The organism is Nocardioides montaniterrae (assembly GCF_054782655.1).
Genome location: NZ_BAAGSB010000003.1, coordinates 322,503 through 349,241, shown reverse-complemented (window position 1 = coordinate 349,241; position 26,739 = coordinate 322,503). Strand labels below are relative to the sequence as shown.

Genomic DNA, 26,739 nt, shown 5'->3' with positions numbered 1-26,739 from the left:
CGTGACCGTCGAGGGGCGGCCTGTCGAGGAGTCGGTCGAGCACGGCGGCTTCGCGGTCCGGCTGGCGAACTTCGAGGGCCCGTTCGACCTGCTGCTGAGCCTGATCTCCAAGCACAAGCTCGACGTCACCGAGATCGCGCTCTCCCAGGTCACCGACGAGTTCATCGCGCACGTCAAGGCACTGCCGGACGCCGATCTCGAGGAGACGACGTCGTTCCTGCTCGTGGCCTCGACGCTGCTCGACCTCAAGGCGGCGCGGTTGCTGCCGCAGGGCGACGTCGAGGACGAGGAGGACCTGGCGCTGCTCGAGGCGCGCGACCTGCTCTTCGCCCGGCTGCTGCAGTACAAGGCCTACAAGCAGATCGCGGGCGTGCTCGACCGACGGCTGCTCGAGGAGGCGAAGCGCTTCCCGCGGGCCGTCGGCCTCGAGGAGAGGTACGCCGGGCTGCTGCCCGAGGTGCTGATCGGTATCGGGCTCGACCAGTTCGCCGCGCTCGCGGCGAAGGCGATGGAGCCCAAGCCCGAGCTGCAACTGTCCCTGCACCACATCCACGCACCGACGGTGTCGGTGCGGGAGCAGGCAGGCATCGTGCTGGAGCGGCTGCGGCGCAGCGGCACCCTGACGTTCCGGGCGCTGTGCGGCGACTCGCCGGACACGCACACCACGGTGGCGCGCTTCCTCTCCCTGCTGGAGCTGTTCCGCGAGGGGGCGGTGGCGTTCGACCAGGTCACCCCGTTGGGCGAGCTGACCATCCGCTGGACCGGCAACGACGACACAGACGTCGAGGACCTGATCACCGACGAGTTCGACGGGGACCCCACCCGTCAGGACGAGGAGAAGACCGATGATTGAGCCGACCGAGGAGGCGCTCGCGGTGCCGTTGGCCGCGCTGCGGCCCGCGTTGGAGGCCGTGCTGATGGTGGCCGACCAGCCGCTCGACGAGATCGCGCTCGCCACGGCCGTGGGCTATCCGGCCGACCAGGTCGGTGAGGCGCTCGCGTCGCTGTCGGCCGAGTACACCGAACAGGGACGCGGGTTCGACCTGCGCAACGTCGCCGGTGGCTGGCGCTTCTACACGCGCGAGGAGTTCGCGCCCGTGGTCGAGGGATTCGTCCTCGAGGGGCAGCAGGCGCGGCTGACGCAGGCCGCGCTGGAGACGCTCGCGGTCGTGGCGTACCAGCAGCCCGTGTCGCGGGCGCGCGTCTCGGCGATCCGTGGGGTCAACGTCGACGGCGTCATGCGGACGCTCCTCAACCGAGGGCTGGTCGAGGAGGCCGGTAGGGACGGCGAGCACGGCGCGACGTTGTATCGCACGACGTCCTACTTCCTGGAGCGGATCGGCATCGTGTCGTTGGAGGAGCTGCCGGAGCTGGCGCCGCACATGCCGGATCTCGCCGAGCTCGAGGACGAGCTGGCGGAGATGTCGGGGGGCTCGGCGGACGTGGTCTCGGTGGGGTCGAGCGCCGATGGCGACGACGGCGACGACGGCGACGGCGACGAGGGGGAGGACTGATGGGGCGCGACATCGAGACCGACGACGACGGTCTGGTCCGGCTGCAGAAGCTGCTGGCCCAGTCGGGCGTGGCGTCGCGTCGCAAGTGCGAGGAGCTGATGCTCGACGGGGAGGTCGAGGTGGATGGCGAGATCGTCACCCGCCTCGGCACCAAGGTCGACCCGCGAGTCGCGGTGATCAAGGTGTCCGGCAAGCGGCTGCCGCCCATCTCCGACCACGTCTACCTGGTGCTCAACAAGCCGCGGGGCGTCGTCTCGACGATGTCGGACCCGGAGGGGCGCCGTACGATCTCGGACTTCGTGGCGGACCGGCCGGAGCGCCTGTTCCACGTGGGACGCCTCGACACCGACACGTCCGGTCTGCTGCTGCTGACGAACGACGGCGACTTCGCGCACCGGATGGCGCACCCGTCCTACGAGGTGGAGAAGACGTACGTCGCGGAGGTCGCCGGCCGCATCGCCAAGGACACCGTGGCGGATCTGCTCGCCGGGGTGACCCTGGAGGACGGGCCGGTCGAGGTACGACGCATCCGCGTCATCGACACCAAGGCGGCCGCGTCGATCGTCGAGCTGGTGATCCACGAGGGACGCAACCGCATCGTTCGTCGCCTTCTCGACCACGTCGGTCACCCGGTCAAGCAGCTGTCGCGGATCAAGTTCGGGCCAGTGGAGCTCGGCACGCTCAAGCACGGCAAGCTGCGCGAGCTCACCGACGACGAGCTGGGTCAGCTGCTGGAGATCGTCGGTCGCTGACGGGTCTGTGGACCGCTAGGTGTAGTTCCCCGTGACGTTGTGAACGCGGTCGGCGGGGGCGAGGCCTGCGATGCCGGTGTGGGGTCGGTGGTGATTGTAGGAGTGGACCCAGGCGTCGTAGGTGGCTGAACGGGCGTCGTTGGACGGGTAGGCCTGGGCGTAGGCCCACTCGGTCATCAGGGTGCGGTTGAAGCGTTCTACCTTGCCGTTGGTCTGGGGCCGGTATGGCCGGGTCCGACGGTGCTTCACGCCTTCGCCCAAGGCAGCGGCGAAGGCGCCAGATCGGTAGCACGGACCGTTGTCGGTCATTACCGCGCTGACGGTGATGCCGGCGTCAGCGAAGAACGCCTGGGCTCGTTTCCAGAAACCGGCAGCGGTCTCCTTCTTCTCGTCCAGCAGTTGTTCGGAGTAGGCCAGCCGGGTGTGGTCATCGATGGCGTGGTGCAAGAAGATGTAGCCGCGTGACGCGGCATCACCGGCGCGGAAGGCCTTGTTGCGTGCGACATGTGCCCGCCGATCCTGGGCCGATCCGCGGCCGTGGACGCGCCAGCCACCACCGTCGGGGATCCGGCCAAGCTTCTTGATGTCGACGTGCACGAGTTCGCCCGGCGCACTGGCCTCGTAACGGACCGGTTTGGGTCTACGGACCGGCAGACCTGTGGCCTGGTCGATGTTGACCAGCAGCGGCATCCGGTAGCGGGCCAGCACGCGGCCGACGGTCGACCGCGGGACACCGAGGTGATATCCGATCCGATGCGGTCCCCACCGACGTGTGTAGCGCAGATTCACGATCCGATGCTCGATCCTCCGCGGGACCTGCTTCGGGCAGGAGCGCGGTCGTGATGGGCGGTCGGTCATCGGCTGACCGGCCCGCAGCCGACGCGCCCACTTCGACGCGGTGGCTGGTGAGACCTGGAACCGTTCAGCTGCCCGGCGCACCGGCCAGCCCTGGATCACAATCAGCTCGGCAAGGCGCTGACGACCGACCGGAGTGAGCGGAGCATTAGCGTGAGTCACGAGGACCTCCAGTTGAGGGTTGGTGTGGTAACCCCCTCCGTACTGGAGGTCCTCGCTATTCGTCTATGCCAAGCCGTTCACAACCTGTCGGGGAACTACAGCTAGGGACTATGGGCCAACTGGCCCATAGTCCCTAGCGGCCGGCGGTGATGTCGGTGCTGGAAGCCAGGCTGTCCTGCATGGCACTCATCTCCACCCGTGAAGCGGCAGGTCTGCTCGGACAGCTCGGTCTCAGCTGGTCAGCTTCGCAGCACCTGTTGGCGACGGGTATCGCCGGCCATCCGGTGCGGACCGGTGCTTCGAACCTCTACGACAGCGAGCGCGTGGGTGCTCTGCTCTCGCGTCCGGCCCTGACCGCCGGCGACCTGCAGGAGATCTTTCCTGCCGGGTGCCTGGTCGGACGGGTGCCCCGGGGGACCGTCGTGGATGTCACCGCCGGTTGGCAGGCGGCGGCGACGGTCATGGCAGGGCCATGGCCGCTGGAGTGGCGGCACGAGATGGGCATCGACCTCCGCCAGAGGCGCGACGAGCCGCTGGGGATGCTGCTGACCGTGTCCGGCGTGGTCACGGCATCCGGCTCGGTGACCGGCGTGCGTCATGTCGATGGGACGGATCGGGCGCGGCTCGACCTGCGGCCGCCCGGACCGTGGGCCTCCGACGTCCGCGGTCGGCTGCTGGCCCTGGGCCGCGGTCGTGCGCTGACCTGGGTGTGTGGGTGGACCGGCGTGGGCCCGCGGCGTCTGCGGGCGACAGCGGCCGGGAACGCGCGCGACGCTAGGGTTGCGCCCGTGGATGAAGCGAACGGCGCCGGTCGCCTCGTCGGCCCCGTCGAGGTCGTCGGGACCGGATTGATCGGCACCTCGATCGCCCTGGCCTGCCGACGTGCGGGCCTCGAGGTGCTGCTCAGTGACGCCGATCCCGACCACGTCCGGACCGCGAGCGGCCTGGGTGCAGGGCGGCCGCGCAGGCCCGAGGACGTGCCCCAGCTGGTCGTCGTGGCGGTTCCGCCCGATCACCTCGGCGGGACGATCCTGCAGGCGCTGGACCTCGCCGGGCCGGACACCGTCGTCACCGACGTCGGCAGCGTCAAGGAGGGGCCGCTGCAGGCGGTGCAGAGCCACCCGAACGCGGCTCGTTACGTCGGCAGCCACCCGATGGCAGGCACCGAGCGGTCGGGCCCGCTGACCGCGTCGCCCACCCTGTTCGACGGTCGGCCGTGGGCCGTGACCGCGACCGGCGCCAACACCGCGAGCGCGGTCCAGCTGGTCGAGAGCCTGGTGCAGGTGTGCGGCGGGGTCGTCGTACGTCTGGAGCCGGTCGAGCACGACCGCGCGGTCGCGCGTACGTCGCACGTGCCGCACCTGATGTCAGCGCTGGTGGCCGGGACGCTGGCCGGCGCGGCCCCCAACCACCTCGCGCTCTCCGGTCAGGGGATCCGCGATGTCACCCGGGTCGCCGGGGGAGACGCGCGGCTCTACACCCAGATCATCGGCGGCAATGCCAAGGCGGTGGCCGACCTGCTGGGCGAGGTGCGGTCGCGGCTCGACCTGGCCATCGAAGCCGTCCAGGCTGGTGACCGCGAGGGTCTCGCGTCCTTGCTGCTGCAGGGCAACGTCGGCACCCAGGCGATCCCCGGCAAGCACGGCGGTCCGCTGCGCCCGATGACGGCGGTGCGGGTGACGGTGCCCGACCACCCGGGCGAGCTCAAGCGCCTCTTCATGGACGCCGGCGACAGCGGGGTCAACATCGAGGACGTGCGCATCGACCACGATCCTGGCCGTGAGTACGGCCTGGTCGAGATCGACGTCGAGTCCTCGCAGGCCGAGGAGCTGATCGGGGCGCTCCAGGCTCGGGGCTGGGAGACCCAACGGTAGGCTCCCGCCCGTGAACTTGGCGCCTGTGGACCTGGACTCGCTCGTCGTTGCCGTCGATGGAACCTCCGGTTCCGGGAAGTCCAGCACGTGCCGCGCGGTGGCCGGCCGGTTCGGTCTGCGCTACCTCGACACCGGTGCGATGTTCCGCGCCGTGGCGCTGTGGATGCTGCGCAACGGCATCGACATCCACGACCCCGCGGCGGTCGCGGCCCATGCCACGAATCCGGTCCTGGTCTCCGGCACCGACCCGAGCGCTCCGACGATCACCGTCGATGGGGTCGACGCGTCGGTGGACATCCGCTCCGACGAGGTCAACGCCGCCGTCTCCCCGGTCAGCGCCGTGCCCGAGGTGCGTCAGCGGCTGCTCGACGAGCAGCGACGCATCATCGGTGACGGCGGCATCGTCGTCGAGGGTCGTGACATCGCCTCCGTCGTGTGGCCGGACGCCGAGGTCAAGGTCTACCTCTCCGCCGACCCGGCTGCTCGCGCAGCGCGGCGGGCGCTGGAGAACGGCGTCGGCGCCGACAGCGACAAGGTCGCGGCCACCGAGGCGTCCCTGCTCGCTCGCGACAAGATCGACTCCGGGCGCGCGACCGCACCGCTGACCATGGTCGAGGGAGCGGTGCACATCGACTCCACCGACCTGACGCTCGAGCAGGTCGTCGACCTCGTCGCGGGGCTCATCACGGGACCCGTCGACGACTCATGAAGCACCCGCCCCGGTGGCTGCTCCACGGGGGACGGCCGGCATCGCGGCGGCTGGTCAGGCTGCGGTACGACGTACGTCTGCACCATGCGGAGCGGTTCCCGTCCACGGGTCCGGTGATCGTGGCCGCCAACCACATCGGGATCATCGACGGCCCGTTGATGGCGATCTTCTCGCCGAGGCCGGTGCACGCACTGACCAAGCTGGAGATGTTCCAGGGACGTGCCGGTGGCTTCCTGCGGCTCGCCGGCCAGGTGCCGCTGGATCGCGGACGCACCGACCCGGCGGCGATCCGCGCCAGCCTGCACGTCCTCGACCACGGGGGCGCGGTCGGCGTGTTCCCCGAGGGGACACGGGGCGACGGCGAGCTGACGACGTTCCGCCCGGGCGCGGCGTACCTCGCCATGGTGAGTGGCGCGCCCGTCGTGCCGCTGACGTTCCTGGGCACCCGCGAGGCCGGTGGGCCGGCCGGCTCGCTGCCACCTCGGGGCGCTCGGATCGAGATGGTGTTCGGGCGGCCCTTCCGTGTCGCTGCGCACACCTGGCCGCGGACCAAGGCGCAGGTCGCGGCCATCAATGCGGACCTGCGCGACCACATGCGGGAGGATCTGTGGAGAGCAGTGAGCGAGACCGGCAGATCGTTGCCGGGGCCGCTGCCCGTCGATGCTTCGAAGAGGGACCGTGATGACTGACCAGCCGACCGACCTGACCACCGACCCGGCCGGGTACGGCCGCCTTCCGGTGCTCGCCGTGGTGGGACGCCCCAACGTGGGCAAGTCCACCCTGGTGAACCGGATCCTCGGACGGCGCGAGGCGGTCGTCCAGGACATCCCCGGGGTCACCCGCGACCGCGTCTCCTACGACGCCGACTGGAACGGCAAGGCCTTCACCCTCGTCGACACCGGCGGCTGGGACCCCGACGCTCGTGGCCTGGCCGAGCGGATCAAGGAGCAGGCCGAGATCGCGGTCTCCCTCGCCGACGCGGTGATGTTCGTCGTCGACGCGACCATCGGGATCACCGACGCCGACGAGGCCGTCGTACGCGTCCTGCGACGCTCCGGCAAGCCCGTCCTGCTGGCCGCGAACAAGGTCGACGACGAGCGTCAGGAGGCCGAGGCGTTCGCGCTGTGGAACCTCGGCCTGGGCGAGCCGTTCATGGTCTCCGCGCTGCACGGCCGCGGCTCGGGTGACCTGCTGGACGCCGTCCTGGCGATCCTTCCCGACCTGCCCGACGAGCAGGACCACGAGGTCGGCGGCCCGCGTCGCATCGCGATCGTCGGTCGCCCGAACGTCGGCAAGTCCTCGCTGCTCAACAAGCTGGCCGGCGAGAACCGTGTCGTCGTCGACAACGTCGCCGGCACGACCGTCGACCCCGTCGACGAGGTGGTCGAGCTCGGTGGACGCGAGTGGCGCTTCATCGACACCGCCGGCATCCGCAAGCGGGTCAAGGAGGCCTCGGGCCACGAGTACTACGCCTGGCTGCGTACGTCGACCGCGATCGAGCGGGCGGAGGTCTGCGTGCTCGTGCTGGACGGCCAGGAGTCGATCGCCGAGCAGGACCTGCGGATCCTCCAGGAGGTCCGCGAGGCCGGCAAGGCCCTCGTCATCGCCTTCAACAAGTGGGACCTCGTCGACGAGGAGCGCCGCTACTACCTCGACCGCGAGATCGAGCGCGACCTGGTGCAGGTCCAGTGGGCGCCACGGATCAACATCACCGCCAAGACCGGCTGGCACATCGACCGGCTGGTGCCGGCGCTGGACAAGGCGATCGAGGGCTGGGAGACCCGGGTCACCACCGGCGCGCTCAACGCGTTCCTGGGCCGACTCGTCGCCGAGCACCCGCACCCGGTGCGCTCCGGCAAGCAGCCCAAGGTCCTCTTCGGCACCCAGGTCACCGTCGCGCCGCCGACGTTCAAGCTGTTCACCTCCGGCAAGCTCGACCAGGGTTACGAGCGGTTCATCGAGCGTCGTCTGCGCGAGGAGTTCGGCTTCGTCGGTACGCCGATCGTGATCGACGTCAAGGCACGCGAGAAGCGCAAGCGCAAGTAGTCACCCTTCCGGTGGTTGAGTAGCCCGAGCCGCTAGGCGAGGGCGTATCGAAACCACGGCTCAGGCCCCTCTTGCATTGATCGAACATCTGTTCGATCATGGAGGAATGAGTCTGGCGGTCGTCGAGCAGCTGCGGGGGCAGATCTCCGCGCTGCAGGGCGGGCCGACCCGGCTGACCGTCCCGGTGCTGCCGATGTTCGACGGCCTGGTGCAGCTGCGCACCGGCGGCTCGTACGCCGTGCAGTCGGCCTCCTTGGCGATGGCGCTCGCTGCGGGGGCGTCGAAGGCAGGGGAGTGGGTCGGCTTCGCCGGCTGGGACGACTTCGGCGCCGAGGCGGCGCACCAGCTCGGCATCGACCTGGGTCGCACGGTCGTCGTACCGACACCGGGTGAGCACTGGCTCGAGGTGACGGCCGCGCTGGTCGACGTGCTCAAGGTCGTCGTGCTGCGGCCGACCTCGAAGGTCGACGCCAAGTCCGCCTCGATCCTCGACGCGCGGTTGCGGGCGCGATCCGGCGTGCTGGTGGTGCACGGTGACTGGCCGCGCTGCGAGGCACGGCTGGCCTCGCTGGAGAACGAGTGGACCGGTGTCGGTCAGGGGTCGGGGCGGTTGCGGTCGCGACGGATGACGGTCTCGGTCGACGTGATGGGTCGCCCGCGGTCTCGTGGGATCGACTTCCCGCTGGTCGGCTGATGGCGCGCGTCCTGGTCGTCTGGTGCCCGGACTGGTCGGTGACCGCGGCGCTCGCCGAGGCGGCGGATGGTTTCGATACGTCCTCGCTCGTTCCTCGCTCGGACTACTCAACCAACGACCTCTCCTCCCGCGCGCCGGCGGTGGTGCTGCACGGCAACATCGTCCAGGTCTGCAACCAGGCGGCCCGTGACGAGGGCGTGCGCCGGGGGCTGCGTCGGCGTGACGCGCAGTCGCGGTGTCCCGAGGTGGTGCTGCTCAAGGCGGACCCCGACCGGGACGCGCGCTGGTTCGAGCCGGTGCTCGGGGTGGTCGAGGACCTGCGGCCCGGGGTCGCGCCGATCCGGCCGGGGTTGATGGCGGTCTCGGCGGCCGGTCGATTCGGGGCGGGGGCGACCGGGAGCGAGGAGTCGACGGTCGCGCTGCTGGCCGAGCACCTGGTCGCGGCCGGGGTCTGGGACTGCCGGTTCGGGGTCGCCGACGATCTCTACACCGCCGAGCGCGCCGCGCGTGGCGCTCCGGTGCAGGGCTGCGTCGTGGTCGCGCCGGGGGAGTCCGCCGAGTTCCTGCGGGGACTCGCGATCACCGTGCTCGCCGACGACGGCGAGGAGGGCCGCGAGGTCGCCGACCTGCTGCGACGGCTCGGGCTGACCCGGCTGGGCGAGTTCGCGGCGTTCGGTCCCGACGAGGTCAGCAACCGGTTCGGCGCCTACGGCACCGATCTCTGGCGCCGGGTGCACGGGCGAGGCCGGTCGCTGGTCGCCGGCCGCGAGCCGCCGCCGGAGCTGGCCTGCGAGGTCTCCTTCGAGCCGCCGCTCGAGTCGGCCGAGGCGGTGACGTTCTCGGTGCGGACCACGGCGGAGAAGTTCGTCGCGGGTCTCGCCGATCGGCAGCTGGTCGCGACCGGCGTACGCATCGAGGCGGAGTTCGAGGGTGAGGGCGGGCTGAGCGCGCGGACCTGGCTGCACCCGCGTTGCTTCACCTCCCGCGACCTCGTCGACCGGGTCCACTGGCAGCTCCAGGCCGGCATGGCGACGTCCGGCCTCCGCAGCCGCAAGAGCGCGGGTGCGATCACGGCGCCGGTCGGGCTGGTCCGCTTCCTGCCCGAGACCGTCGAGCCCTCCAGCGACCATGCCGACGGGCTCTGGGGCGGCGGAGCCGAGGAGCAGGTCCTGCGCGGGGTCGCCAGGGTCCAGGCGATGGTGGGGTACGACGCGGTCCGGGTGCCCGTCCTCCAAGGTGGCCGGGGTGCCGCGGACCGTCAGGCGCTGATGCCGTGGGGCACTCGGCCGGCGGGGCTCCGGCGTACGGACGAGCCGTGGCCGGGGGCGATCCCCGGCCCCGCGCCCAGCAGGGTGTTCGCGACGCCGGTCGAGGCGGAGGTGCTCGACGCCCATGGCCAGGAGGTCGGGGTGACCGAGCGTGGTGTCGTCACCGGCGCGCCCGCCCGGCTGCGGGTCGGATCAGGCCCGCGGGCGGTCTGGTCGATGCTCGCCGGCTGGGCCGGGCCGTGGCCCGTCGAGGAGCGCTGGTGGCTGGACGCCTCGGCCGCTCGGTCGGTGCGGTTCCAGCTGGTCGGGGTCGACGGGAGGGCCTGGCTCGCGCGGCTGGCTGAGGCCGGCTGGGTCGTCGAGGCGGCGTACGAGTAGCTCAGCCCTGGTGCAGACCGGGCTGGTGGACGCGCTCCGTCGAAGCCGGTGAGGTGGCGAGGCCTGCTGCCGGTCGGCGAGGACGCCTGACCATCTCGCCGCCGCAGTTGGGGCAGACGTCGTCGAGGCACTGGTGGGCGCAGGCGGCGCACCACGTGCACTCGAAGGTGCAGATCACGGCGTCGGCGGAGTCGGGCGGGAGGTCGACGTCGCAGCACTCGCACGAGGGCCTCATCTCCAGCATGGCCCAAGTATGCGGCCTCAGCCGCCGGGCGTCTGGCTGCTGTCGTGACGGGTCCCCTCGGGGTCGTCGGTGCGCTCGTCGGACTCCTCGAGGATCGCCTCGGCCTGGGCCTCGGGGTCGTCGCTGCCGGCCCGCTCCTCCTCGGGCCAGAGGTTCTCGGCTCGTCGCTGGACGCGGTCGTCGTCGGGGGTGGTGTCGGCCATGGGGTCGCGGTACCCGGCGTGGGAAGGAACAAGCGGGGCCGGGTTGACGTCGAACACCTGTTCGATCAATGATGGGGCATGGGGTGGAACAACCCGCCGGTTCCCTGGGCGGAGATCGAACGGCGGCTCTCGGGGCGGCCGCCGAGCGAGGCGGCCAGGCTGGACGCGCCGGTCTCGCGGCGCCGACCCAAGCCGGCGCCGGCCGCCATCGAGCGGCCGGCCGAGGTGACGCCGTACGCCGAGCTCCACGCCCACAGCCACTTCAGCTTCCTGGATGGGGCGAGCAGCCCGCGCCAGCTGGTCGAGGAGGCGACCCGACTGGGCCTGCGCGGGCTGGCGCTGACCGATCACGACGGGTTCGCCGGGGCGCCACTCTTCGCTGAGGCCGCGACCGAGCAGGGGATGGCGACCGTCTACGGCGCCGAGCTGACGCTGCCCGACCAGCACCTGCTGGTGCTCGCCCGTGGGGTCCAGGGGTATCACCGGCTCTCCGGTGCGATGACCGAGGCGGGGCTGAGGGCCCCGGAGAAGGGGCGGCCGCAGCACGACCTCGACGAGCTGGTCGACCTCGGACGCGACCACTGGGTGATCCTCACTGGCTGCCGGCTGGGCGCCGTCCGGACCGCGCTGGCCCGCGATGGTGCACGGGGCGCGGCACAGGCCCTCGACCGGCTCGTCGACCGCTTCGGAGCCGACAACGTGGTGGTCGAGCTGATCGCCCGCGACCACCCCGGCGCCGATGACGACAACGACCTGCTGGCCGCCCTGGCCGCCGACCGCAGGCTCCCGGTGGTCGCGACCGGCAACGTGCACCACGCGACCCCGGCGCAACGGCGGCTGGCCACGGCGATGGCGGCGATCGGCGCCCGCAGCTCGATCGCCGACCTCGAGGGCCGGCTGGACCTCTCCGGCTCCGCGCACCTGCGCAGCGGGGCGGAGATGCTGGCACGCTTCGGTCGCCATCCCGACGCGATCAGCCGGTCCGTCGTACTCGCTCAGGAGCTGGCGTTCGACCTGCGCAAGGCGACACCCAAGCTGCCCAAGCAGGGCATCCCCGCGGGCTTCACGCCGGACACCTGGCTGCGGCACCTCACCGAACGCGGCTTCGTCACGATGTACGCCGGCACCGAGCACGAGCAGCAGGCCCGTGAGCGCATCGAGCGGGAGCTGCGGGTGATCGCCGAGAAGGACTTCGCCGGCTACTTCATCATCGTCCACGACATCGTCGCCTTCGCCCGCTCGAAGGGGATCCTCTGCCAGGGGCGAGGGTCGGCCGCGAGCTCGGCGGTCTGCTACGCCCTCGGCATCACCGCGATCGACTCGGTCTTCTTCAACCTGCCCTTCGAGCGGTTCATCTCCGAGCACCGCGAGGAGGAGCCCGACATCGACGTCGACTTCGACTCCGACCGGCGCGAGGAGGTCATCCAGTGGGTCTACGACACCTACGGCCGACGCAACGCCGCGCAGGTCTGCAACATCGTCAGCTATCGCCCGCGGATGGCGATCCGCGACGCCGCCAAGGCGCTCGGCTTCTCGCCCGGCCAGCAGGACGCGTGGTCCAAGCAGGTCGACGGCTGGGGGCACGAGGTGCCCGAGGAGACCGGCGTACCCCCGCAGGTGCGTGAGCTCGCCGAGCAGTTCCTGACCGCGCCACGCCACCTCGGCATCCACTCCGGCGGGATGGTGCTGACCGAGCAGCCGATCGGCGAGGTCTGCCCGATCGAGAAGGCCCGGATGCCCGGGCGCACCGTGCTCCAGTGGGACAAGGACGGCTGCGAGACGATGGGGCTGGTCAAGTTCGACCTGCTCGGGCTGGGCATGCTCGGCGCGCTCGACCACACGATGCGGCTCGTCGCCGAGCAGACCGGCAAGCAGTGGACGCTCCAGAGCATCCCCAAGGAGGAGCCCGAGGTCTACGACATGCTCGGGCGGGCCGACTCGATCGGCGTCTTCCAGGTCGAGTCGCGCGCGCAGATCGGCACGCTGCCGCGGCTCAAGCCGCGCAGCTTCTACGACCTCACCATCGAGATCGCGCTGATCCGGCCCGGCCCGATCCAGGGCGGCGCGGTGCACCCGTTCATCCGCCGCAAGACCGGTCGCGAGGAGATCACCTACGACCACCCGCTGCTCATCCCGGTGCTCGAGCGCACCCTCGGTGTGCCGCTCTTCCAGGAGCAGCTGATGCAGATGGCCGTCGCGCTCGGTGACTGCACCGGCGACGACGCCGACCTGCTGCGCCGCGCGATGGGGTCCAAGCGCGGGATCGAACGCATCGAGAAGGTCAAGGACAAGCTCTACCGCGGCATGGCCGAGAAGGGGATCACCGGCGACCAGGCCGACGCGATCTACGTCAAGATCCTCTCCTTCGCCGGCTTCGGGTTCGCCGAGTCGCACGCGCTGTCCTTCGCGCTGCTGGTCTACGCCTCGTCGTGGTTCAAGCTGCACTACCCGGCCGCGTTCCTGGCGGGGTTGCTGCGCAACCAGCCGATGGGCTTCTACTCGCCACAGTCGCTGGTCGCCGACGCGCGCCGGCACGGCGTCACCGTGCTGCGTCCCGACATCGCGCTCTCGGGTGCCCAGGCGGGGCTGGAGGCCGTCGTACCTGATGATCTGGCCCCGAAATCGGGTGAAAGGGGGCCAGATGATCAGGTGCGATACGACGGCGCCTTCGCGGTCCGGCTCGGGCTGGACGCGGTCAAGGGGATCGGCCTGGAGCTCGCCCGGCGGATCGAGGCCGAGCGGGCAGAGGCGGCGTACGTCGACATCACCGACCTGGCCCGGCGTACCGGACTCACCTCCCAGCAGCTCGAGGCGCTCGCGACCGCCGGCGCGTTCGAGGGCTTCGGGTTGGATCGGCGCCAGGCCCTCTGGATGAGTGGGTACGCCGAGAGCGCGACCCACCTGCCCGGCACCACCGCGACGCCCGCTCCTCCGCAGCTGCCGGCCATGGACGAGGTCGACCTGACCCTGGCCGACCTGTGGGCGACCCGGATCTCGCCGGACAAGCACCCGATCGAGCACTGGCGTGCCCGACTCAAGGAGAACGGCATCGTGGCGGTGGGGGAGGTCTCCACGATCGAGGCCGGACGGCGCGTGCACGTGGCCGGCCTGATCACCCACCGCCAGCGCCCCGGCACCGCTCAGGGGATCACCTTCCTCAACCTCGAGGACGAGTCCGGGATGCTCAACGTGATCTGCTCCCAGGGCGTGATGCGCGTCCACCGCCAGGCCGCACGCAACCGGGTCGCCGTCGTGATCCGTGGGCGCCTCGAGCGCCAGGACGGTGTCACCAACCTGATCGCCGACCGGGTCGAGCCGCTCGACGTGCTCCTGCCGGGTGCCGGTGCTGCGCTCCAGTCGCGCCAGGCCTCGCGCGACTTCAGGTGACCCGATTCCAGCTCGATCGCGGTCCTGCGATAACCTTCACAGGCTCCGGAAACGGGGTGTTCGGGCTGTAGCGCAGCTTGGTAGCGCACTTGACTGGGGGTCAAGGGGTCGCAGGTTCAAATCCTGTCAGCCCGACCGAAGTCGAAGGGGCTCCGCGGAATCCGCGGAGCCCCTTCGTCCTTGTCGGGAGGAAGTCCTACGTCGCCTCGGCCGAGGCGCTGCCGTGGTTGATCGCCTCGAGCAGGGCTGCGGTGAAGGCAGGCAGGTCGTCGGGCTTGCGACTGGTGATCAGGTTGTCGTCGACGACCAGGCGCTCGTCCACCCACTCACCCCCGGCGTTGCGGATGTCGGTGGCCAGGCTGGGCCACGACGTCAGCCGTCGGCCCTTGACGGCGTCGGCCTCGACGAGCGTCCACGGCGCGTGGCAGATCGCGGCTACCGGCTTGCCCGAGGCGAGGAATGCCGCCGTGAAGGCGACCGCGTCGTCATCGGCGCGGAGCTGGTCGGAGTTGGCGACGCCGCCGGGCAGCACGAGTGCGGCGTACTCCTCAGCCGTGCCGGAGTCCGCGAGGGCCGCGGTGGGCCAGACGTCGGCCGGGTCGAGGTGGTCGTACAGCGCGGCATCGCCCCCGCGCGGACTGAACAGGACCGGTTCGTGGCCGGCGTCCTTGATCGCTTCCCACGGCGCGGTCAGCTCGACGCGCTCGATGCCCTCGTTCGCGACCAGGAAGGCGACCTTGGCGCCGCCCATCAGCTCGCCTTGGCGATCGCATCGCGGGTCCGGTCGACGATGGAGGCGATCGGCAGGGTCAGCACCGTGGCGGTGGCGTGTCCGGCCACGGCGGGGTGCGGGCGTGTCGGCGCGATGCGCTCGGCAGCCATCAACACGCTGCCCAGGCGTTGTCGTTGCTCGACGGAGCAACCGGCGACCACGGCCGGGAACTCCAGCGTCTCCTCCGCCTCGGCGTGCTCCACAACGGAGCGCTCGAAGGCCGTGAACAGCGCGTGGAACTCCGCGCTGTCGGGGGCCATCTGGTCGAGGTCGGCGAGCACCTTCGTCGCGTCGGCCTCCTCCTCGATGCGTCCCTGGACCACCGCGTCGTCGGTGACCTGCGAGGAGACCGGGCGCACGATCAGCTGCTCGGCGGTCTCGTGGACGACGAGCAGGGCGCGCAGCTCGGCGAACAGCCGGCCGCGCTCGCTGCCGACGGCGTCGTGGACGTCGGTGAACAGGGTCCGGATCCGCGCGTGCTGCTCCAGCAGGATGCGGATCACGTCCCCCTCGGGCAGCTCGGCGGCCGCCAGCATGTCATCGGTCGCTCCAGGCATGGGTTCCTCCTGTCGTGGTGGCATTCAGGGAGTCGGGGCCGTACCCGGCGCGGGCGGCGTCATGCGGTCGTACGCCGGCCGGCGCGCCGCAGCGCCGCGGTTGAGCGCCAGCTCGCCGCCGAGGTAGCCGGCAGCGGTCATCACCACGCCGCCCAGGAGCGCCGATGCGGTCGCGCGCAGGTGGCGACCCCGCAGACGGCGCCACGCGGACTCGGCGTACAGCGTGACGGCGAGGGCGTTCCCGGCAGCGTGGAGGACGCCGAGACGGCGAGACTCGCCCTCGAGCCGCGTCCAGTCGGCCAACCCGGTGGCGGCTGTCGGCGCGGCGCTGACGACACCGAGCGTGCAGAGGATCGCTGCGGCGCGGTGCGACTTCGGGCCGCCCAGGATGTCGAGCACGCTGGTCGCGGTCCACAGGCCGACCGGTACGTCGGTGAGGACCGGGTGGGCGGAGTGCCCCATCAGCCCGCCGCCCTCGAGGCGTTCGGCGAGGCCGGAGGAGCGCAACGCCTCACCGAGGCGTTCGTACGCCGGCTCGAGTGCTCTCGCCGCAGGGGACTCGGCGAGGCGGGAGAGGAGGTCGGCACGGGTCTCGACGGTGGTCATGGTGCCGCCGTACCCGTGCCGACCTTCCCCATGCGTCTCCGGGCGGGCGGGTTCAGGCCGCGGTGCGGCCCTTGCCCTCCAGCGCACGACGCATGTCACCGAGGATGCGGGTGATCAGCCGCGAGACCTGCATCTGGGTGACGCCGATCTGCGCGCCGATCTCCTTCTGGGTGAGACCGTCGTAGAACCGCAGCCGCAGGATCTTCTGGTCGCGAGGCGCCAGCTCGCGGAGGATCGGTGCGAGCATCACGCGTGCCTCGGCCGACTCGAAGCCGGCCTCCACATCAGGAAGCAGCTCGCCGAGCGACATCGCCGACTCGTCGGCGACCGGACGGTCCAGGGACGTGGGCGAGAAGCATCCGTCTGCCGCCATGGCCTGCTCCACATCGGCAAGCGGCTCACCGATCTCCTCGGCGATCCGGGCGAGGTCCGGCTCGCGGCCGGTCTCCTGCTCCAGCAGCGAGCGGGCCGCGAACGCCGCGGCCTGCAGCTCCTGGACCCGGCGCGGCGGACGCACCGTCCAGCCGTGGTCACGGAAGAACTTCTTCACCTCGCCGCGGATGGTGGGTACGGCGTACGCCAGGAACTCCTCGGACCGCTCGGAGTCGAAGTCGCGGGCGGCCCGGGTGAGGGCGGCGTAGGCGACCTGGTCGAGGTCCTCCAGCGGAATGCCTCGGCCGGCGTAGCGCGACGCGAGCGTGTGCGCCACTTCCATGTTGAGCTCGACGACGGCGTCGAGTGCTTCCTTGCGCTCCTGCGGAGTCGCTGCGTCCCGCGCCCGAGCCAGGAGCGCGGCGGTCTCCGCGCGCCGACGACGGCGGCTCGCGGACATCTTCGAATCAGGTGCGGGCCGGGTCGGCGCCTCGGCCTGCGCTGTGTGGAGCTGTGCTGTGTCCTGCATGGTTCCCCCTCAGGGGCCGTGCGGTGCCCACCTTCTTCTCAAGCGGGCTGGTTGCGCTGCTGCGCGGACATCTCCGACGTTATCGCTGGCCGGGGTCGATGCCAAGACCCGGGTCCGCGCATGTCTGTCCATGCCTCGGGTAGCGGTGAGGGGACGGGGCAGCCGCAGGTGCTGCCATCCACCGATCGACGGAGGCTCGATGGAAGAGCTCGTCGAGGCCGGCATCATCACCGGGACCGCCGACAAGGACTACGACCTCATCCGGTTCGTCGCGACCTGCCTGCGCAGCGCGGCTCGACTGGAGGGCTACATCGAGGACGCGCGCAGGTCGGGCGACGCGCAGGCGGCGGATCTCTTCGCCCGCGCACAGTCCGGCGCCGTCCGCGGTGCGGAGGAGGCCAAGGCGCTCCTGGCATGCCGGCTCACGAGGAAGGAGATGGATGCAGATGGGTATCGGAGTAGGAGTGGTGCTGGTCCTGGCGGGGCTGATCCTGGTGCTGGACGTCGTCAACTACGACATCCCGCGCGTGGATGACCACGAGCTCGGCTGGCTGCTGGTCGTGGTCGGCGCGCTGTCGATCGTGCTCTCGCTGATCTTCGGTGCGATGGCGTCGCGTCGCCGCGTCGAGGTCGACCGGAGGGACTCGACCGTCGTGCACCACGACGACTCAGCGGTCCGCTGATCGTCGTGCGGCTGCCGGGACGAGGAGCCAGAGCAGCACGAAGGTGACGGCCGCGCCCGCGAACGCCGTGAGCGCGAGCGGGCGGGTCGTCACCACGTCGACCACCAGGAAGAAGACTCCGCTGGTCGTCAGCGCGAGGGTGCACAAGCCCAGGCGGGCGCAGATGTTCGCGGCCTCGATCAGCCAGCGACGCCGCTGGTGCCGGAACAGCACCCGGTGGAACGCCACCGGTGCGACCAGCAGCGCGGTGGCCACCATCGCGCCGGTGAAGACCAGGACGTACGTCGCGCGCTGCACGCCGTCGAGCGCCTCGAACCGGTTCGAGAACGGCACGGTCAGCAGGAACCCGGACAACAGCTGTACGCCGGTCTGGCTGACCCGCAGCTCCTGCAGCAGCTCGTTCCAGTTGCGGTCCTGGACGTCGGGGTCATCGGGATCGGGGCGCACCATGCGGGCCCGGTTCCCGGCGTACGAGCGGTGCATGCGCCGTACGCCGCCGGGTACGGCCGCGACAGGCACCGAACGAGCAGATCGACGCACATCGACGCAGATCGAGAGGTGAGCAGGATGCCGCAGAAGGCTTGGAGCAAGAAGCGCGAGCGCCAGTACGAGCACATCAAGGACGGCCTCGAGGACCGCGGGCACGACGAGGACGAGGCCGAGGAGATCGCCTCGCGCACCGTCAACAAGGAGCGGGCCCGCCACGGCGAGAGCCGGACGGCGAGCCGGAGCTCGACCCACGACATCTCCTCGGGCCGCAGGGGCGGCCTCCGCTCGCACAAGGGCGAGGGTGGGCGAACCCGCGACCAGCTCTACGCCGAGGCGCGCAAGAAGAACATCAAGGGCCGGTCCACGATGAGCAAGGCCGAGCTCGAGCGCGCCGTCGGGCGATGAGCCGGGTGCAGGTCTCCGACTTCATCCTCGAACGCCTGCGGGAGTGGGGCGTCACCGAGGTCTTCGGCTACCCCGGTGACGGGATCAACGGCCTGATCGGGGCCTTCGGGCGCGCCGATGACCGTCCCCGGTTCATCCAGGCGCGCCACGAGGAGATGGCGGCCTTCGAGGCGGTGGGCTACGCCAAGCTCAGCGACCGTCTCGGGGTCTGCATGGCCACCTCCGGGCCGGGTGCGATCCACCTCCTCAACGGCCTGTACGACGCCAAGCTTGATCACGTGCCGGTCCTGGCCGTCGTCGGGCAGACCGCGCGCACGGCGCTCGGTGGCTCCTACCAGCAGGAGGTCGACCTCCCCGCGCTCTTCAGCGACGTCGCGGAGTACGTCGAGACCGTCGTGGTGCCCGAGCAGCTGCCGGCGGTGCTCGACCGGGCGATCCGGGTGGCCACCGCGCGGCGTGCCCCGACCGTCGTCATCGTGCCGTCGGACGTGCAGGACCTCGAGCACGTCCCGCCGGGTCACGCGTTCAAGATGGTCCCGTCCAGCGCCGCCGAGAGCGAGCTCCCGCGCGCCTGTCCCGACGACGAGGCGCTCGACCGCGCCGCCGCGCTGCTCAACGCGGGGGAGAGGGTCGCCCTGCTGGTCGGCTCCGGCGCCCGGGGCGCCGCCGCCGAGGTCCGGCAGGTCGCCGACATCCTCGGAGCCGGGGTGGCGAAGGCGCTGCTCGGAAAGGACGTGATCGGCGACGACGTCCCGTTCGTCACGGGCTCCATCGGGCTGCTCGGCACTCGGCCGAGCTATGAGCTGATGCGTGACTCCGACACGCTCCTGGTGGTCGGGTCGAGCTTCCCCTACAGCCAGTTCCTGCCGGCGTACGACGCGGCGCGGGCGATCCAGATCGACGCGGACCCGACCATGATCGGGATGCGCTACCCGTTCGAGATCAACCTCGTCGGCGACGCCCGGCGTACCCTTGCGGCGCTCGTGCCGAGGCTGGAGCGCAAGGCGGACCGCTCGTGGCAGGAGACGGTCGAGCACAACGTCGAGCGCTGGTGGGGCGCCATGGCCTCCGAGGCTGCCGCTCCCGCCGACCCGGTCAACCCGATGCGGCTGTTCAGCGAGCTCTCCGCTCGCCTGCCCGACGACGTGATCGTCACCGCGGACGCCGGGTCGTCGGCCAACTGGTACGCCCGTGTCCTCCGCTTCCGCGAGGGCATGCGCGGGACGCTCTCGGGAACGCTCGCCACGATGGGCTGCGCGGTCCCGTACGCCGTCGGCGCCAAGACTACGCCGCGTTCGCGCGCTCGCTCGGGTTCACGGCGCTGACCGTCACCGAGGCCGAGCAGGTCGGTCCGGCGTGGGACGAGGCCCTCTCCTGCGGCGGTCCCGCGCTGCTCGACGTACACGTCGATCCGGACGTGCCGCCCATCCCGCCGCACGCCGATCTCGACCAGATGCGGAACACCGCGGCGGCCCTGGCGAAGGGCGACGAACGACGCTGGGGCGTGGTCCGCCAGGGGCTGCGCGCGAAGGCGCGGGAGGTGTTCGCCAGCGGCCGAGACGAGTGACGAGGTCCTTGACATGCGGGGAAGAATGGAAGCACCCCATACACCCCGCTCGGAGGCCTTCGTTGGTCGAGAACAACATCGGCGACGCCTTTGCCGACCTGGCGCACGACCTGCACAACCAAGAGGGCGTCGAGGAGACGCTGGACCTGCTGGTCGCGGCCGCGCCCGCACTCGTCGGCAGCGATTCTGCCGGCGTCCTGCTGACCCGCAGGGGCCGGCTCTGCGAGGCGGGCCCGGGCTCGGACCTGTCGGCGGAGAAGGCCGACCAGCTGCAGCTGGAGTACCAAGCCGGTCCCGCCTGGCGCGCCGTCACGGAGCAGCGCACGATCCACGTCCGCGACGTGCGCGAGGCACAGTGCCAGGCATGGGGTGAGGCCGCCGAGGAGCTGGGCATCCGCAGCGCCCTCGCCGTGCGTCTGTGGACCGCCACCTCCACGCAGGGTGCGATCACGTTCTACGCCCGCACCCCCGGGACGTTCGACTCCAACACGTTCGCTATCGCCGAGATCGTCGGTCGGCACGCATCCGTCGCGCTCGCCTCGGCCCGTCACGAGGAGTCCCTCAACCGGGCGATCGACGGGCGCAAGCTGGTCGGTCAGGCGCAGGGCATCTTGATGGAACGCTTCGCGCTCGACGACCAGCAGGCGTTCGCGGTGCTGCGTCGCTACTCCCAGGAGCACAACGTCAAGCTGACCGAGGTCGCTCGCGAGCTCGTCGACACGCGGCGCCTGCCCGAGGAGTGACGGCGTACGTCGCTGGTAGTTTCCGAAGGTGCGACGCAGCGTCCGGAGGGTCCTGAACCGCGGCGTGCTCGCCGCATGGAGCTGGGCGGAGCGCGTCGGCGTCATCGCCCCCGGCACGGAGCTGGCCGAGGAGTTCGGTCACCTCGGTGAGGGCGCATGCCTGGCGTTCCCGCTCAACACGTTGTACGGCGTCGCCGGCATGCACATCGGTGCGGCCACCTTGGTCGGCAAGTACTCCGTGCTCTCGGTCGGCTACGGGCCGACCCAGGCGGTCCTTCCCCAGCGCGGGCTGGTCATCGGCGAGCGCTGCGTCATCGGGGCGCGCGCGTGCATCACCGCCCACGAGTCGATCGAGATCGGCGACGACGTCTGGTTCGGCCAGGACGTGTTCGTCTCCGACGCCAGCCACGGGTACGCCGACCCCGAGCGACCGATCGGCCAGCAGTTCGGCGCCCACCAGCCGGTGCGAATCGGCTCGGGCTCCTGGATCGGCCACGGCGCGATGATCCTGCCCGGCACCACGATCGGTCGGAACGTGGTCGTCGCCGCCGGCTCGGTGGTGCGTGGCGACGTGCCCGACCACACCGTCGTCGGCGGGGTGCCCGCCCGGGTCCTGCGGCAGTACGACGGCCTCGACGGCTGGGTGTCCGCGCGGCCGCTCGTGGTGGAGGCCGTGGTCCCGGAGGTCGTCCTCCCGTGAGCGCGCTGCGCGGCCGCACGGGCCGCGGAGGTCGCCGGAAGGGCCCCGAACGGGGGTTAACAACCATTAACCGGCGGGGCTAGGGTGCCCGTATGAGCACCGATCGCCGCACCCGGGTCGAGGAGTTCGCCGAGCACGCGTCCGTGCTCGCGGGGAGGCGGCTGCGCGCCTCCCGGGCCGAGGAGTACGACGACCTGTGGCGCTGGTCCGTCGAGGATCTGGACACCTTCTGGCGGGCCGTGGCGAGCTTCGTCGGCGAGGACCTCCCCGGGCCGGCACTGGCCGAGGAGCGGATGCCGGGCGCGGTCTGGTTCCCGCAGGCGCGCGTCAACTACGCCGCCGCCGTCTTCCGCGACCGCCCCGACGACGCGGTCGCTGTCGTCGCCGCGACGGAGGACCCCGACGCGACGCGCACCCTCACCTGGCGCGAGCTGCGCGACCAGGTCGCCTCGCTGGCGGCCGCCTTCGAGCAGCTCGGCGTGGGGGAGGGTGATCGCGTCGTCGGCTACCTGCCCAACGGTGCCGAGGCGATCGTCGCGCTGCTGGCCACCGTGAGCCTGGGGGCCACCTGGTCGGTGTGCGGGATGGACTACGCCGCCTCGGCCGCATGCGCCCGCTTCGAGCAGCTCGAGCCGAAGGTGTTGGTGCACGCGTCGGCGTACGTCAACGGCGGCCGCACCCATGCCCGCAGCGACGTCGTCGCCGAGATCGCGGCGGCGTTGCCGACGCTGCGCGCCAGGCTCGACATCGCCAGCGCCCAGTGGCGCGGCGCCACGTCCGGTGGCGTGGACTTCGCCCCGCGTGACGTCCCGTTCGACCACCCGCTCTGGGTGCTGTTCTCCTCGGGCACGACGGGCAAGCCGAAGGGTCTGGTGCACAGCCACGGCGGCGCTCTGCTCGAGCAGGCGAAGGTCGCCGCACTGCACTTCGACCTGGGGCCGGGCGACCGCCTGCTCTGGTACACCACGCCCAGCTGGATGATGTGGAACTTCAACGTCGGCGGGCTCCTCACCGGCGCCTCGATCGTCGCGTACGACGGCAGCCCGGCGTACCCCGTCACCGATCGGCTCTGGTCGCTCGCGGCCGAGCACGGCGTCACCGCGCTCGGCATGAGCCCGGGCTACGTCGCGGCGTGCCAGAAGGCCGGCGTCGGTCCGTCCGGTCACGACCTGAACCGGCTGAAGCGGGTCGGCATCTCCGGGTCTGCCTTCCCGGCGACCAGCCACGAGGCGTTGCAGGACGAGCTCGGGCCCGAGGTGCAGATCTGCTCGATCAGCGGTGGCACCGACGTGGTGAGCGCGTTCGTCGGCCCGGTGCCGACCGTGCCGGTGTGGCCGGGGGAGCTGTCGCGTCCCTGCCTCGGTGTCGCCGTCGACGCGTTCGACCCGGCCGGGAGGAGCGTGCGCGGCGAGGTCGGCGAGCTCGTCATCACCCGCCCGATGCCGTCGATGCCGGTCCACTTCTGGGCCGATCCCGACGGCTCCCGCTACCGCGACGCCTACTTCGACACCTACCCCGGCGTGTGGCGCCACGGCGACTGGATCACCCTGACCGACCACGGCTCGGTGGTCATCCACGGCCGTTCCGACGCGACACTCAACCGCAACGGCATCCGGATGGGCAGCGCCGACATCTACGAGCCGGTCGAGGCGCTCCCCGAGATCAAGGAGGCGCTCGTCATCGGTGTCGAGGAGCACGGCGGCGGCTACTGGATGCCGCTGTTCGTGGTGCTCGCCGACGGTGCCGTTCTCGACGACGCGCTGCAGGCGCGCATCAAGGACGCGATCAGCACCCACGCGTCACGTCGCCACGTCCCCGACGAGGTGTACGCCGCTCCGGGCATCCCGCACACCCGCACCGGCAAGAAGCTCGAGGTCCCCGTCAAGAAGGTGCTGCTCGGTCAGGATCTCTCCGGTGCCCTCGACCCCGGCAGCGTGGACGCCCCCGAGCTGCTCGAGTGGTACGCCGGGATCGGCAGCGCCCGTCGCGGCGACGTGTAACTACGTGTCCTGTGCTCTGCCAGGGCGGTCGACAACCCGGGTAGTGCACACAACGCCCGGGTAGTGCACGCAACACCGAGTTACATGTCGCGGGTGCGCCGATAGAGTGGCGCTCGACCCGACCCCCGCACGACAAGGACTTCGATGACCGCCTGGCTCCTGCTGGGACTCGCCATCCTCCTGGTCCTCGCCTGCGGGGCGTTCGTGGCCGCCGAGTTCGCCTTCGTCACGGTCGACCGCGCACGCGTCGACAAGGCGGCCGCGGCCGGCGACGGCTCGGCGGTCGGCGTGCAGCGGGCGCTGCGCACGCTCTCGACCCAGCTCTCCGGGGCCCAGGTCGGCATCACGCTGACCAACCTCGCGATCGGCTTCCTGGCCCAGCCGGCGATCGCCGACATCATCGACGGCCCGCTCGGCGCGACCGGCCTCCCCGCCGGCGCCGTCGGACCGGTCTCGGTGGCGGTCGCGCTGACCCTGAGCACCGTCTTCACGATGCTGATCGGCGAGCTGGTCCCCAAGAACATCGCCCTCGCGCTCCCGCTCGGCACGGCACGCACGCTGCAGGGGCCGATGCGCCTGTTCACCACCCTGTTCACGCTGCCCATCAAGGTGCTCAACGGCAGCGCCAACGCCGTCGTACGCCGCCTCGGGATCGAGCCGCAGGAGGAGCTGCGCTCCGCGCGCAGCTCGGCCGAGCTGGCCAGCCTGATCCAGCGCAGCGCCGACGTCGGCACGCTCGACGCCGACACCGCCGAGCTGATGGAGCGCTCGGTGGAGTTCGGCAGCCGCACGGCCGGCGAGATCATGACGCCCCGGGTTCGCACCCGCAGCCTGGAGGAGAACGACCGCGCCGACGCGGTGATCGCGCTGGCCCGCGAGACCGGTCACTCGCGCTTCCCGGTACTCGACGAGCGGGACGCCGTCGTCGGCACGGTCCACGTCAAGAACGCGGTCGCGCTGCCGATCGGCGAGCGCCCGACGGTCCGCGTCAAGCACCTGATGATGCGGCCGATCGTCGTGCCCGAGACGCTGCGCCTGGATCCCCTCCTGAAGCTCCTGCGCGCCGACGGGTTCCAGCTCGCCGTCGTGGTGGACGAGTACGGCGACCACGCCGGCATCGTGACCCTCGAGGACGTCGTGGAGGAGATCGTCGGTGACATCTCCGACGAGCACGACCGGCTCGGCGCGCGCGGCCGCCTTCGTCGCGACGGGAGCTGGTCGCTCTCGGGGATGCTGCGCCCCGACGAGGTGGAGGACCTGACCGGCGTTCCGCTGCCCGAGGACGAGGACTACGACACCATCGCGGGCCTGGCGCTCAAGGTGCTCGGGCGGGTGCCCGGCGCCGGTGACGTCGCCACGGTCGAGCTGCCCAAGGTCGACGAGGACGAGCCCGACCGCACGGCCACCCTGACCGTCGAGCACATGGACGGCCTGCGCATCGACCGGCTCTCGCTGCGGGTCAGCAGCGCACCCGAGGGGGAGCAGCCATGAGCCCGCTCCTCTCGCTCGTGCTCGCCGTCCTGCTGCTGGCGGGCAACGCCTTCTTCGTCGCGGCCGAGTTCTCGCTGATCTCGGCCCGACGCAGCCAGATCGAGCCCAAGGCCCGGGCCGGCTCACGGTTGGCGCGCACGACGCTGCAGGCCCTCGAGCGGATGCCGCTGATGATCGCCGGCATCCAGCTCGGCGTCACGCTCTGCTCGCTGGTGCTCGGTGCGATCGCCGAGCCGGCGGTCTCGCACCTCATCGAGCCGCTCTTCGAGAAGGTCCACCTGCCCGAGGACGCGATCCACGTCGTCGGCTTCCTCATCGCCCTGACGGTGGTGGCGTTCTGCCACGTCGTGTTCGGCGAGATGGTCCCCAAGAACATCACCATCGCCGGGCCCGAGCGCGCCGTCCTGATCCTGGCCCCGCCGATGCTGGCACTGGTCACCGTGCTCAAGCCGCTGATCATCGCCCTCGACGCGATCGCCCGGATGATCCTCAAGCTCTTCCGGATCGAGCCCAAGGACGAGGTCGGCAGCAGCTTCACCCGCGAGGAGGTGGCGGCGCTGGTCGAGGAGTCGCGCGGCGAGGGCCTGCTCGACGAAGGGGAGGCCGCCCGGCTCTCCGGTGCCCTCGACTTCACCGAGCGCACCATCGCCGAGGTGATGATGGCGCCGGAGTCGCTGGCGACCGTCGCGCGCGGTGCCAGCGGCGCGGACGTCGAGGCGCAGTGCGCGGCGACCGGCTACAGCCGCTTCCCGGTGCGGGACGAGAGCGCAGCCGAGGGTGACCAGCTGGTCGGCTACCTCCACATCAAGGACGTGCTCGAGCCCGATGAGGTACGCCGGCTGCGACCCATCGCCGACCGCTGGATCCGTCCGTTCGCGACGGTCCGGCTCGACAGCCCGCTGCACGACGCGCTCGAGGTCCTGCAGCGCCGCGGTGCGCACATGGCGCGCGTCGTCGACGAGCAGGGCACGACGCTCGGCATCGCGGCCTTGGAGGACGTCATCGAGGAGCTCGTCGGCGAGATCCGCGACGGCGCCCACTCCGAGGAGACGCCGGGTGTGACGGCATGAGGGATCGCGGCGAGCAGACCACTAGGGTGAGCGACGTGGTGCCCGAGTCGACGAGCAGCGCCGAGCGCGCCGGTGGCCGCGTCCTCACGGTGCCGAACCTGATCAGCGTGCTGCGCCTGCTGCTGATCCCGGTGTTCCTCTGGCTCGTCCTCGGTCCCGAGCTCGACGGCCTGGCGCTCGGCGTACTGATGCTCTCCGGAGCCTCCGACTTCGCCGACGGCTGGCTGGCCCGCAAGCTCGACCAGCAGTCGGACCTCGGACAGCTCCTCGACCCCGTGGCCGACCGGCTCTACATCCTCGCCGTGGTCGTCGGCCTGGCCCTGCGCCACGTCGTGCCGTGGTGGGTCGCGGTCATCCTGCCGCTGCGTGACCTGCTCATGTGGGGCCTGATCCCGCTGCTGCGCACCCGCGGCTACAGCGCGCTTCCGGTCCACTTCCTCGGCAAGGCCGCGACGTTCAACCTGCTCTACGCCTTCCCGCTGCTGCTGCTCGGAGGGACCGACGGCACCGTCGGGACGCTGGCGAAGGTCTTCGGCTGGGCGTTCACCGGCTGGGGCATCGGCCTGTACTGGTGGGCCGGCTGCCTCTACACCTGGCAGGTCCGCAAGCTCCTGCGCACCACCGAGCCGCGCCGTGCCTCGCCACAGGGGCTGGGCGCGTAGGAACTGC

General features: G+C 71.3%; 28 protein-coding genes and 1 tRNA gene. 21 read left to right on the top strand and 8 right to left on the bottom strand.

Features of this window, described 5'->3' with window-relative positions; all coding sequences use genetic code 11:
- Position 1 precedes the first annotated feature (1 nt).
- The 3 genes from ACYVJ3_RS07880 to ACYVJ3_RS07870 are packed head-to-tail and all read left to right on the top strand — an operon-like array spanning position 2 to position 2,266.
- On the top strand, positions 2-853 hold the full coding sequence (locus ACYVJ3_RS07880; protein WP_460852222.1) for a segregation and condensation protein A: 852 nt from the start codon (positions 2-4) through the stop codon (positions 851-853).
- The gene (gene scpB, locus ACYVJ3_RS07875; protein ID WP_460852218.1) at positions 846-1,514 is read left to right on the top strand and encodes an SMC-Scp complex subunit ScpB; all 669 of its coding nucleotides are present in this window, start codon (positions 846-848) and stop codon (positions 1,512-1,514) included. Before ACYVJ3_RS07880 ends, scpB begins: the two co-directional genes overlap by 8 nt.
- Positions 1,514-2,266: a pseudouridine synthase gene (locus tag ACYVJ3_RS07870; RefSeq protein ID WP_460852217.1), complete on the top strand. Its 753-nt coding sequence runs from the start codon at positions 1,514-1,516 to the stop codon at positions 2,264-2,266. The genes scpB and ACYVJ3_RS07870 overlap by 1 nt, the downstream gene beginning before the upstream one ends.
- Positions 2,267-2,281: 15 nt before the next feature.
- Here the strand turns inward: ACYVJ3_RS07870 and ACYVJ3_RS07865 are convergent, their stop codons facing one another.
- Positions 2,282-3,283: an IS481 family transposase gene (locus tag ACYVJ3_RS07865; protein WP_460852216.1), complete on the bottom strand. Its 1,002-nt coding sequence runs from the start codon at positions 3,281-3,283 to the stop codon at positions 2,282-2,284.
- Positions 3,284-3,462: 179 nt separating this feature from the next.
- On the opposite strand from ACYVJ3_RS07865, the gene ACYVJ3_RS07860 reads away from it, so the two are divergent.
- From ACYVJ3_RS07860 to ACYVJ3_RS07835, 6 genes are all read left to right on the top strand, one after another.
- Positions 3,463-5,157 (top strand): prephenate dehydrogenase, encoded by a 1,695-nt coding sequence (locus ACYVJ3_RS07860; RefSeq protein ID WP_460852215.1) that lies wholly within the window; start codon positions 3,463-3,465, stop codon positions 5,155-5,157.
- Between the two features lie 10 nt (positions 5,158-5,167).
- On the top strand, positions 5,168-5,866 hold the full coding sequence (gene cmk / locus ACYVJ3_RS07855) for a (d)CMP kinase (protein WP_460852213.1): 699 nt from the start codon (positions 5,168-5,170) through the stop codon (positions 5,864-5,866).
- Positions 5,863-6,555, top strand: coding sequence for a lysophospholipid acyltransferase family protein (locus ACYVJ3_RS07850; RefSeq protein ID WP_460852212.1), 693 nt, complete (start codon positions 5,863-5,865; stop codon positions 6,553-6,555). Before cmk ends, ACYVJ3_RS07850 begins: the two co-directional genes overlap by 4 nt.
- Complete coding sequence (gene der, locus ACYVJ3_RS07845; RefSeq protein WP_460852211.1) at positions 6,548-7,912, top strand: ribosome biogenesis GTPase Der; 1,365 nt, start codon at positions 6,548-6,550, stop codon at positions 7,910-7,912. Before ACYVJ3_RS07850 ends, der begins: the two co-directional genes overlap by 8 nt.
- Positions 7,913-8,018: 106 nt before the next feature.
- Positions 8,019-8,606: a hypothetical protein gene (locus tag ACYVJ3_RS07840; RefSeq protein WP_460852210.1), complete on the top strand. Its 588-nt coding sequence runs from the start codon at positions 8,019-8,021 to the stop codon at positions 8,604-8,606.
- The gene (locus ACYVJ3_RS07835) at positions 8,606-10,252 is read left to right on the top strand and encodes a DNA polymerase Y family protein (protein ID WP_460852209.1); all 1,647 of its coding nucleotides are present in this window, start codon (positions 8,606-8,608) and stop codon (positions 10,250-10,252) included. Before ACYVJ3_RS07840 ends, ACYVJ3_RS07835 begins: the two co-directional genes overlap by 1 nt.
- 1 nt (position 10,253) lies before the next feature.
- Here ACYVJ3_RS07835 and ACYVJ3_RS07830 read toward each other — a convergent pair whose 3' ends face one another.
- Complete coding sequence (locus tag ACYVJ3_RS07830; protein ID WP_460852208.1) at positions 10,254-10,496, bottom strand: DUF1272 domain-containing protein; 243 nt, start codon at positions 10,494-10,496, stop codon at positions 10,254-10,256.
- Between the two features lie 17 nt (positions 10,497-10,513).
- Positions 10,514-10,699, bottom strand: coding sequence for a hypothetical protein (locus ACYVJ3_RS07825; protein WP_460852207.1), 186 nt, complete (start codon positions 10,697-10,699; stop codon positions 10,514-10,516).
- 78 nt (positions 10,700-10,777) lie between these two features.
- On the opposite strand from ACYVJ3_RS07825, the gene ACYVJ3_RS07820 reads away from it, so the two are divergent.
- Both ACYVJ3_RS07820 and ACYVJ3_RS07815 read left to right on the top strand, forming a co-directional pair.
- Positions 10,778-14,086, top strand: a complete 3,309-nt coding sequence (locus ACYVJ3_RS07820) for an error-prone DNA polymerase (protein WP_460852206.1) — start codon at positions 10,778-10,780, stop codon at positions 14,084-14,086.
- 61 nt (positions 14,087-14,147) lie between these two features.
- Positions 14,148-14,221 (top strand) — tRNA-Pro (locus ACYVJ3_RS07815).
- Between the two features lie 61 nt (positions 14,222-14,282).
- Here the strand turns inward: ACYVJ3_RS07815 and ACYVJ3_RS07810 are convergent.
- From ACYVJ3_RS07810 to ACYVJ3_RS07795, 4 genes are read right to left on the bottom strand one after another with little or no spacing between them, the layout of a single operon-like run.
- Positions 14,283-14,837, bottom strand: a complete 555-nt coding sequence (locus ACYVJ3_RS07810) for a type 1 glutamine amidotransferase domain-containing protein (protein WP_460852204.1) — start codon at positions 14,835-14,837, stop codon at positions 14,283-14,285.
- Positions 14,837-15,415, bottom strand: a complete 579-nt coding sequence (locus tag ACYVJ3_RS07805) for a hemerythrin domain-containing protein (protein WP_460852203.1) — start codon at positions 15,413-15,415, stop codon at positions 14,837-14,839. The genes ACYVJ3_RS07810 and ACYVJ3_RS07805 overlap by 1 nt, the downstream gene beginning before the upstream one ends.
- 24 nt (positions 15,416-15,439) lie before the next feature.
- Complete coding sequence (locus tag ACYVJ3_RS07800; protein ID WP_460852202.1) at positions 15,440-16,021, bottom strand: DUF2231 domain-containing protein; 582 nt, start codon at positions 16,019-16,021, stop codon at positions 15,440-15,442.
- Positions 16,022-16,073: 52 nt separating this feature from the next.
- On the bottom strand, positions 16,074-16,922 hold the full coding sequence (locus ACYVJ3_RS07795) for a sigma-70 family RNA polymerase sigma factor (RefSeq protein ID WP_460852200.1): 849 nt from the start codon (positions 16,920-16,922) through the stop codon (positions 16,074-16,076).
- 440 nt (positions 16,923-17,362) lie between these two features.
- Between ACYVJ3_RS07795 and ACYVJ3_RS07790 the strand changes: the two genes are divergently transcribed.
- Positions 17,363-17,605, top strand: a complete 243-nt coding sequence (locus ACYVJ3_RS07790) for a DUF6458 family protein (RefSeq protein WP_460852199.1) — start codon at positions 17,363-17,365, stop codon at positions 17,603-17,605.
- Here ACYVJ3_RS07790 and ACYVJ3_RS07785 read toward each other — a convergent pair.
- A complete protein-coding gene (locus ACYVJ3_RS07785) occupies positions 17,591-18,124 on the bottom strand; it encodes a DUF6328 family protein (RefSeq protein ID WP_460852198.1) in 534 nt (177 codons plus the stop codon). The genes ACYVJ3_RS07790 and ACYVJ3_RS07785 overlap by 15 nt on opposite strands.
- A 48-nt stretch (positions 18,125-18,172) precedes the next feature.
- Here ACYVJ3_RS07785 and ACYVJ3_RS07780 point away from each other — a divergent pair, with 48 nt between their 5' ends.
- From ACYVJ3_RS07780 to ACYVJ3_RS07740, 9 genes are all read left to right on the top strand, one after another.
- Positions 18,173-18,499 (top strand): plasmid stabilization protein, encoded by a 327-nt coding sequence (locus ACYVJ3_RS07780; RefSeq protein ID WP_460852197.1) that lies wholly within the window; start codon positions 18,173-18,175, stop codon positions 18,497-18,499.
- A complete protein-coding gene (locus tag ACYVJ3_RS07775) occupies positions 18,496-19,824 on the top strand; it encodes a thiamine pyrophosphate-binding protein (protein ID WP_460852195.1) in 1,329 nt (442 codons plus the stop codon). Before ACYVJ3_RS07780 ends, ACYVJ3_RS07775 begins: the two co-directional genes overlap by 4 nt.
- 92 nt (positions 19,825-19,916) lie before the next feature.
- Positions 19,917-20,066: a hypothetical protein gene (locus tag ACYVJ3_RS07770; RefSeq protein ID WP_460852193.1), complete on the top strand. Its 150-nt coding sequence runs from the start codon at positions 19,917-19,919 to the stop codon at positions 20,064-20,066.
- A 62-nt stretch (positions 20,067-20,128) separates the two neighbouring features.
- Positions 20,129-20,809 (top strand): GAF and ANTAR domain-containing protein, encoded by a 681-nt coding sequence (locus ACYVJ3_RS07765; RefSeq protein WP_460852192.1) that lies wholly within the window; start codon positions 20,129-20,131, stop codon positions 20,807-20,809.
- Between the two features lie 28 nt (positions 20,810-20,837).
- Positions 20,838-21,509, top strand: coding sequence for an acyltransferase (locus ACYVJ3_RS07760; protein ID WP_460852190.1), 672 nt, complete (start codon positions 20,838-20,840; stop codon positions 21,507-21,509).
- A 92-nt stretch (positions 21,510-21,601) separates the two neighbouring features.
- The gene (locus tag ACYVJ3_RS07755; protein WP_460852188.1) at positions 21,602-23,509 is read left to right on the top strand and encodes an acetoacetate--CoA ligase; all 1,908 of its coding nucleotides are present in this window, start codon (positions 21,602-21,604) and stop codon (positions 23,507-23,509) included.
- 144 nt (positions 23,510-23,653) lie between these two features.
- The gene (locus ACYVJ3_RS07750; protein WP_460852187.1) at positions 23,654-25,000 is read left to right on the top strand and encodes a hemolysin family protein; all 1,347 of its coding nucleotides are present in this window, start codon (positions 23,654-23,656) and stop codon (positions 24,998-25,000) included.
- A complete protein-coding gene (locus tag ACYVJ3_RS07745; RefSeq protein WP_460852186.1) occupies positions 24,997-26,070 on the top strand; it encodes a hemolysin family protein in 1,074 nt (357 codons plus the stop codon). The genes ACYVJ3_RS07750 and ACYVJ3_RS07745 overlap by 4 nt, the downstream gene beginning before the upstream one ends.
- A complete protein-coding gene (locus tag ACYVJ3_RS07740; protein WP_460852185.1) occupies positions 26,067-26,732 on the top strand; it encodes a CDP-alcohol phosphatidyltransferase family protein in 666 nt (221 codons plus the stop codon). Before ACYVJ3_RS07745 ends, ACYVJ3_RS07740 begins: the two co-directional genes overlap by 4 nt.
- Positions 26,733-26,739 lie beyond the last annotated feature (7 nt).

Excerpts from the sequence above, each read along its gene's own strand:
- ACYVJ3_RS07850 (WP_460852212.1), top strand. The coding sequence starts at position 5,863 with ATGAAGCACCCGCCCCGGTGGCTGCTCCACGGGGGACGGCCGGCATCG.
- ACYVJ3_RS07755 (WP_460852188.1), top strand. The coding sequence starts at position 21,602 with ATGAGCACCGATCGCCGCACCCGGGTCGAGGAGTTCGCCGAGCACGCG.
- ACYVJ3_RS07820 (WP_460852206.1), top strand. The coding sequence starts at position 10,778 with ATGGGGTGGAACAACCCGCCGGTTCCCTGGGCGGAGATCGAACGGCGG.
- ACYVJ3_RS07805 (WP_460852203.1), bottom strand. The coding sequence starts at position 15,415 with ATGCCTGGAGCGACCGATGACATGCTGGCGGCCGCCGAGCTGCCCGAG.
- ACYVJ3_RS07860 (WP_460852215.1), top strand. The coding sequence starts at position 3,463 with ATGGCACTCATCTCCACCCGTGAAGCGGCAGGTCTGCTCGGACAGCTC.
- ACYVJ3_RS07775 (WP_460852195.1), top strand. The coding sequence starts at position 18,496 with ATGAGCCGGGTGCAGGTCTCCGACTTCATCCTCGAACGCCTGCGGGAG.
- ACYVJ3_RS07830 (WP_460852208.1), bottom strand. The coding sequence starts at position 10,496 with ATGCTGGAGATGAGGCCCTCGTGCGAGTGCTGCGACGTCGACCTCCCG.
- ACYVJ3_RS07745 (WP_460852186.1), top strand. The coding sequence starts at position 24,997 with ATGAGCCCGCTCCTCTCGCTCGTGCTCGCCGTCCTGCTGCTGGCGGGC.
- ACYVJ3_RS07840 (WP_460852210.1), top strand. The coding sequence starts at position 8,019 with ATGAGTCTGGCGGTCGTCGAGCAGCTGCGGGGGCAGATCTCCGCGCTG.
- ACYVJ3_RS07740 (WP_460852185.1), top strand. The coding sequence starts at position 26,067 with ATGAGGGATCGCGGCGAGCAGACCACTAGGGTGAGCGACGTGGTGCCC.
- ACYVJ3_RS07825 (WP_460852207.1), bottom strand. The coding sequence starts at position 10,699 with ATGGCCGACACCACCCCCGACGACGACCGCGTCCAGCGACGAGCCGAG.
- ACYVJ3_RS07780 (WP_460852197.1), top strand. The coding sequence starts at position 18,173 with ATGCCGCAGAAGGCTTGGAGCAAGAAGCGCGAGCGCCAGTACGAGCAC.
- ACYVJ3_RS07750 (WP_460852187.1), top strand. The coding sequence starts at position 23,654 with ATGACCGCCTGGCTCCTGCTGGGACTCGCCATCCTCCTGGTCCTCGCC.
- ACYVJ3_RS07870 (WP_460852217.1), top strand. The coding sequence starts at position 1,514 with ATGGGGCGCGACATCGAGACCGACGACGACGGTCTGGTCCGGCTGCAG.
- ACYVJ3_RS07800 (WP_460852202.1), bottom strand. The coding sequence starts at position 16,021 with ATGACCACCGTCGAGACCCGTGCCGACCTCCTCTCCCGCCTCGCCGAG.
- ACYVJ3_RS07810 (WP_460852204.1), bottom strand. The coding sequence starts at position 14,837 with ATGGGCGGCGCCAAGGTCGCCTTCCTGGTCGCGAACGAGGGCATCGAG.
- scpB (WP_460852218.1), top strand. The coding sequence starts at position 846 with ATGATTGAGCCGACCGAGGAGGCGCTCGCGGTGCCGTTGGCCGCGCTG.
- ACYVJ3_RS07835 (WP_460852209.1), top strand. The coding sequence starts at position 8,606 with ATGGCGCGCGTCCTGGTCGTCTGGTGCCCGGACTGGTCGGTGACCGCG.
- ACYVJ3_RS07795 (WP_460852200.1), bottom strand. The coding sequence starts at position 16,922 with ATGCAGGACACAGCACAGCTCCACACAGCGCAGGCCGAGGCGCCGACC.
- der (WP_460852211.1), top strand. The coding sequence starts at position 6,548 with ATGACTGACCAGCCGACCGACCTGACCACCGACCCGGCCGGGTACGGC.
- ACYVJ3_RS07790 (WP_460852199.1), top strand. The coding sequence starts at position 17,363 with ATGCAGATGGGTATCGGAGTAGGAGTGGTGCTGGTCCTGGCGGGGCTG.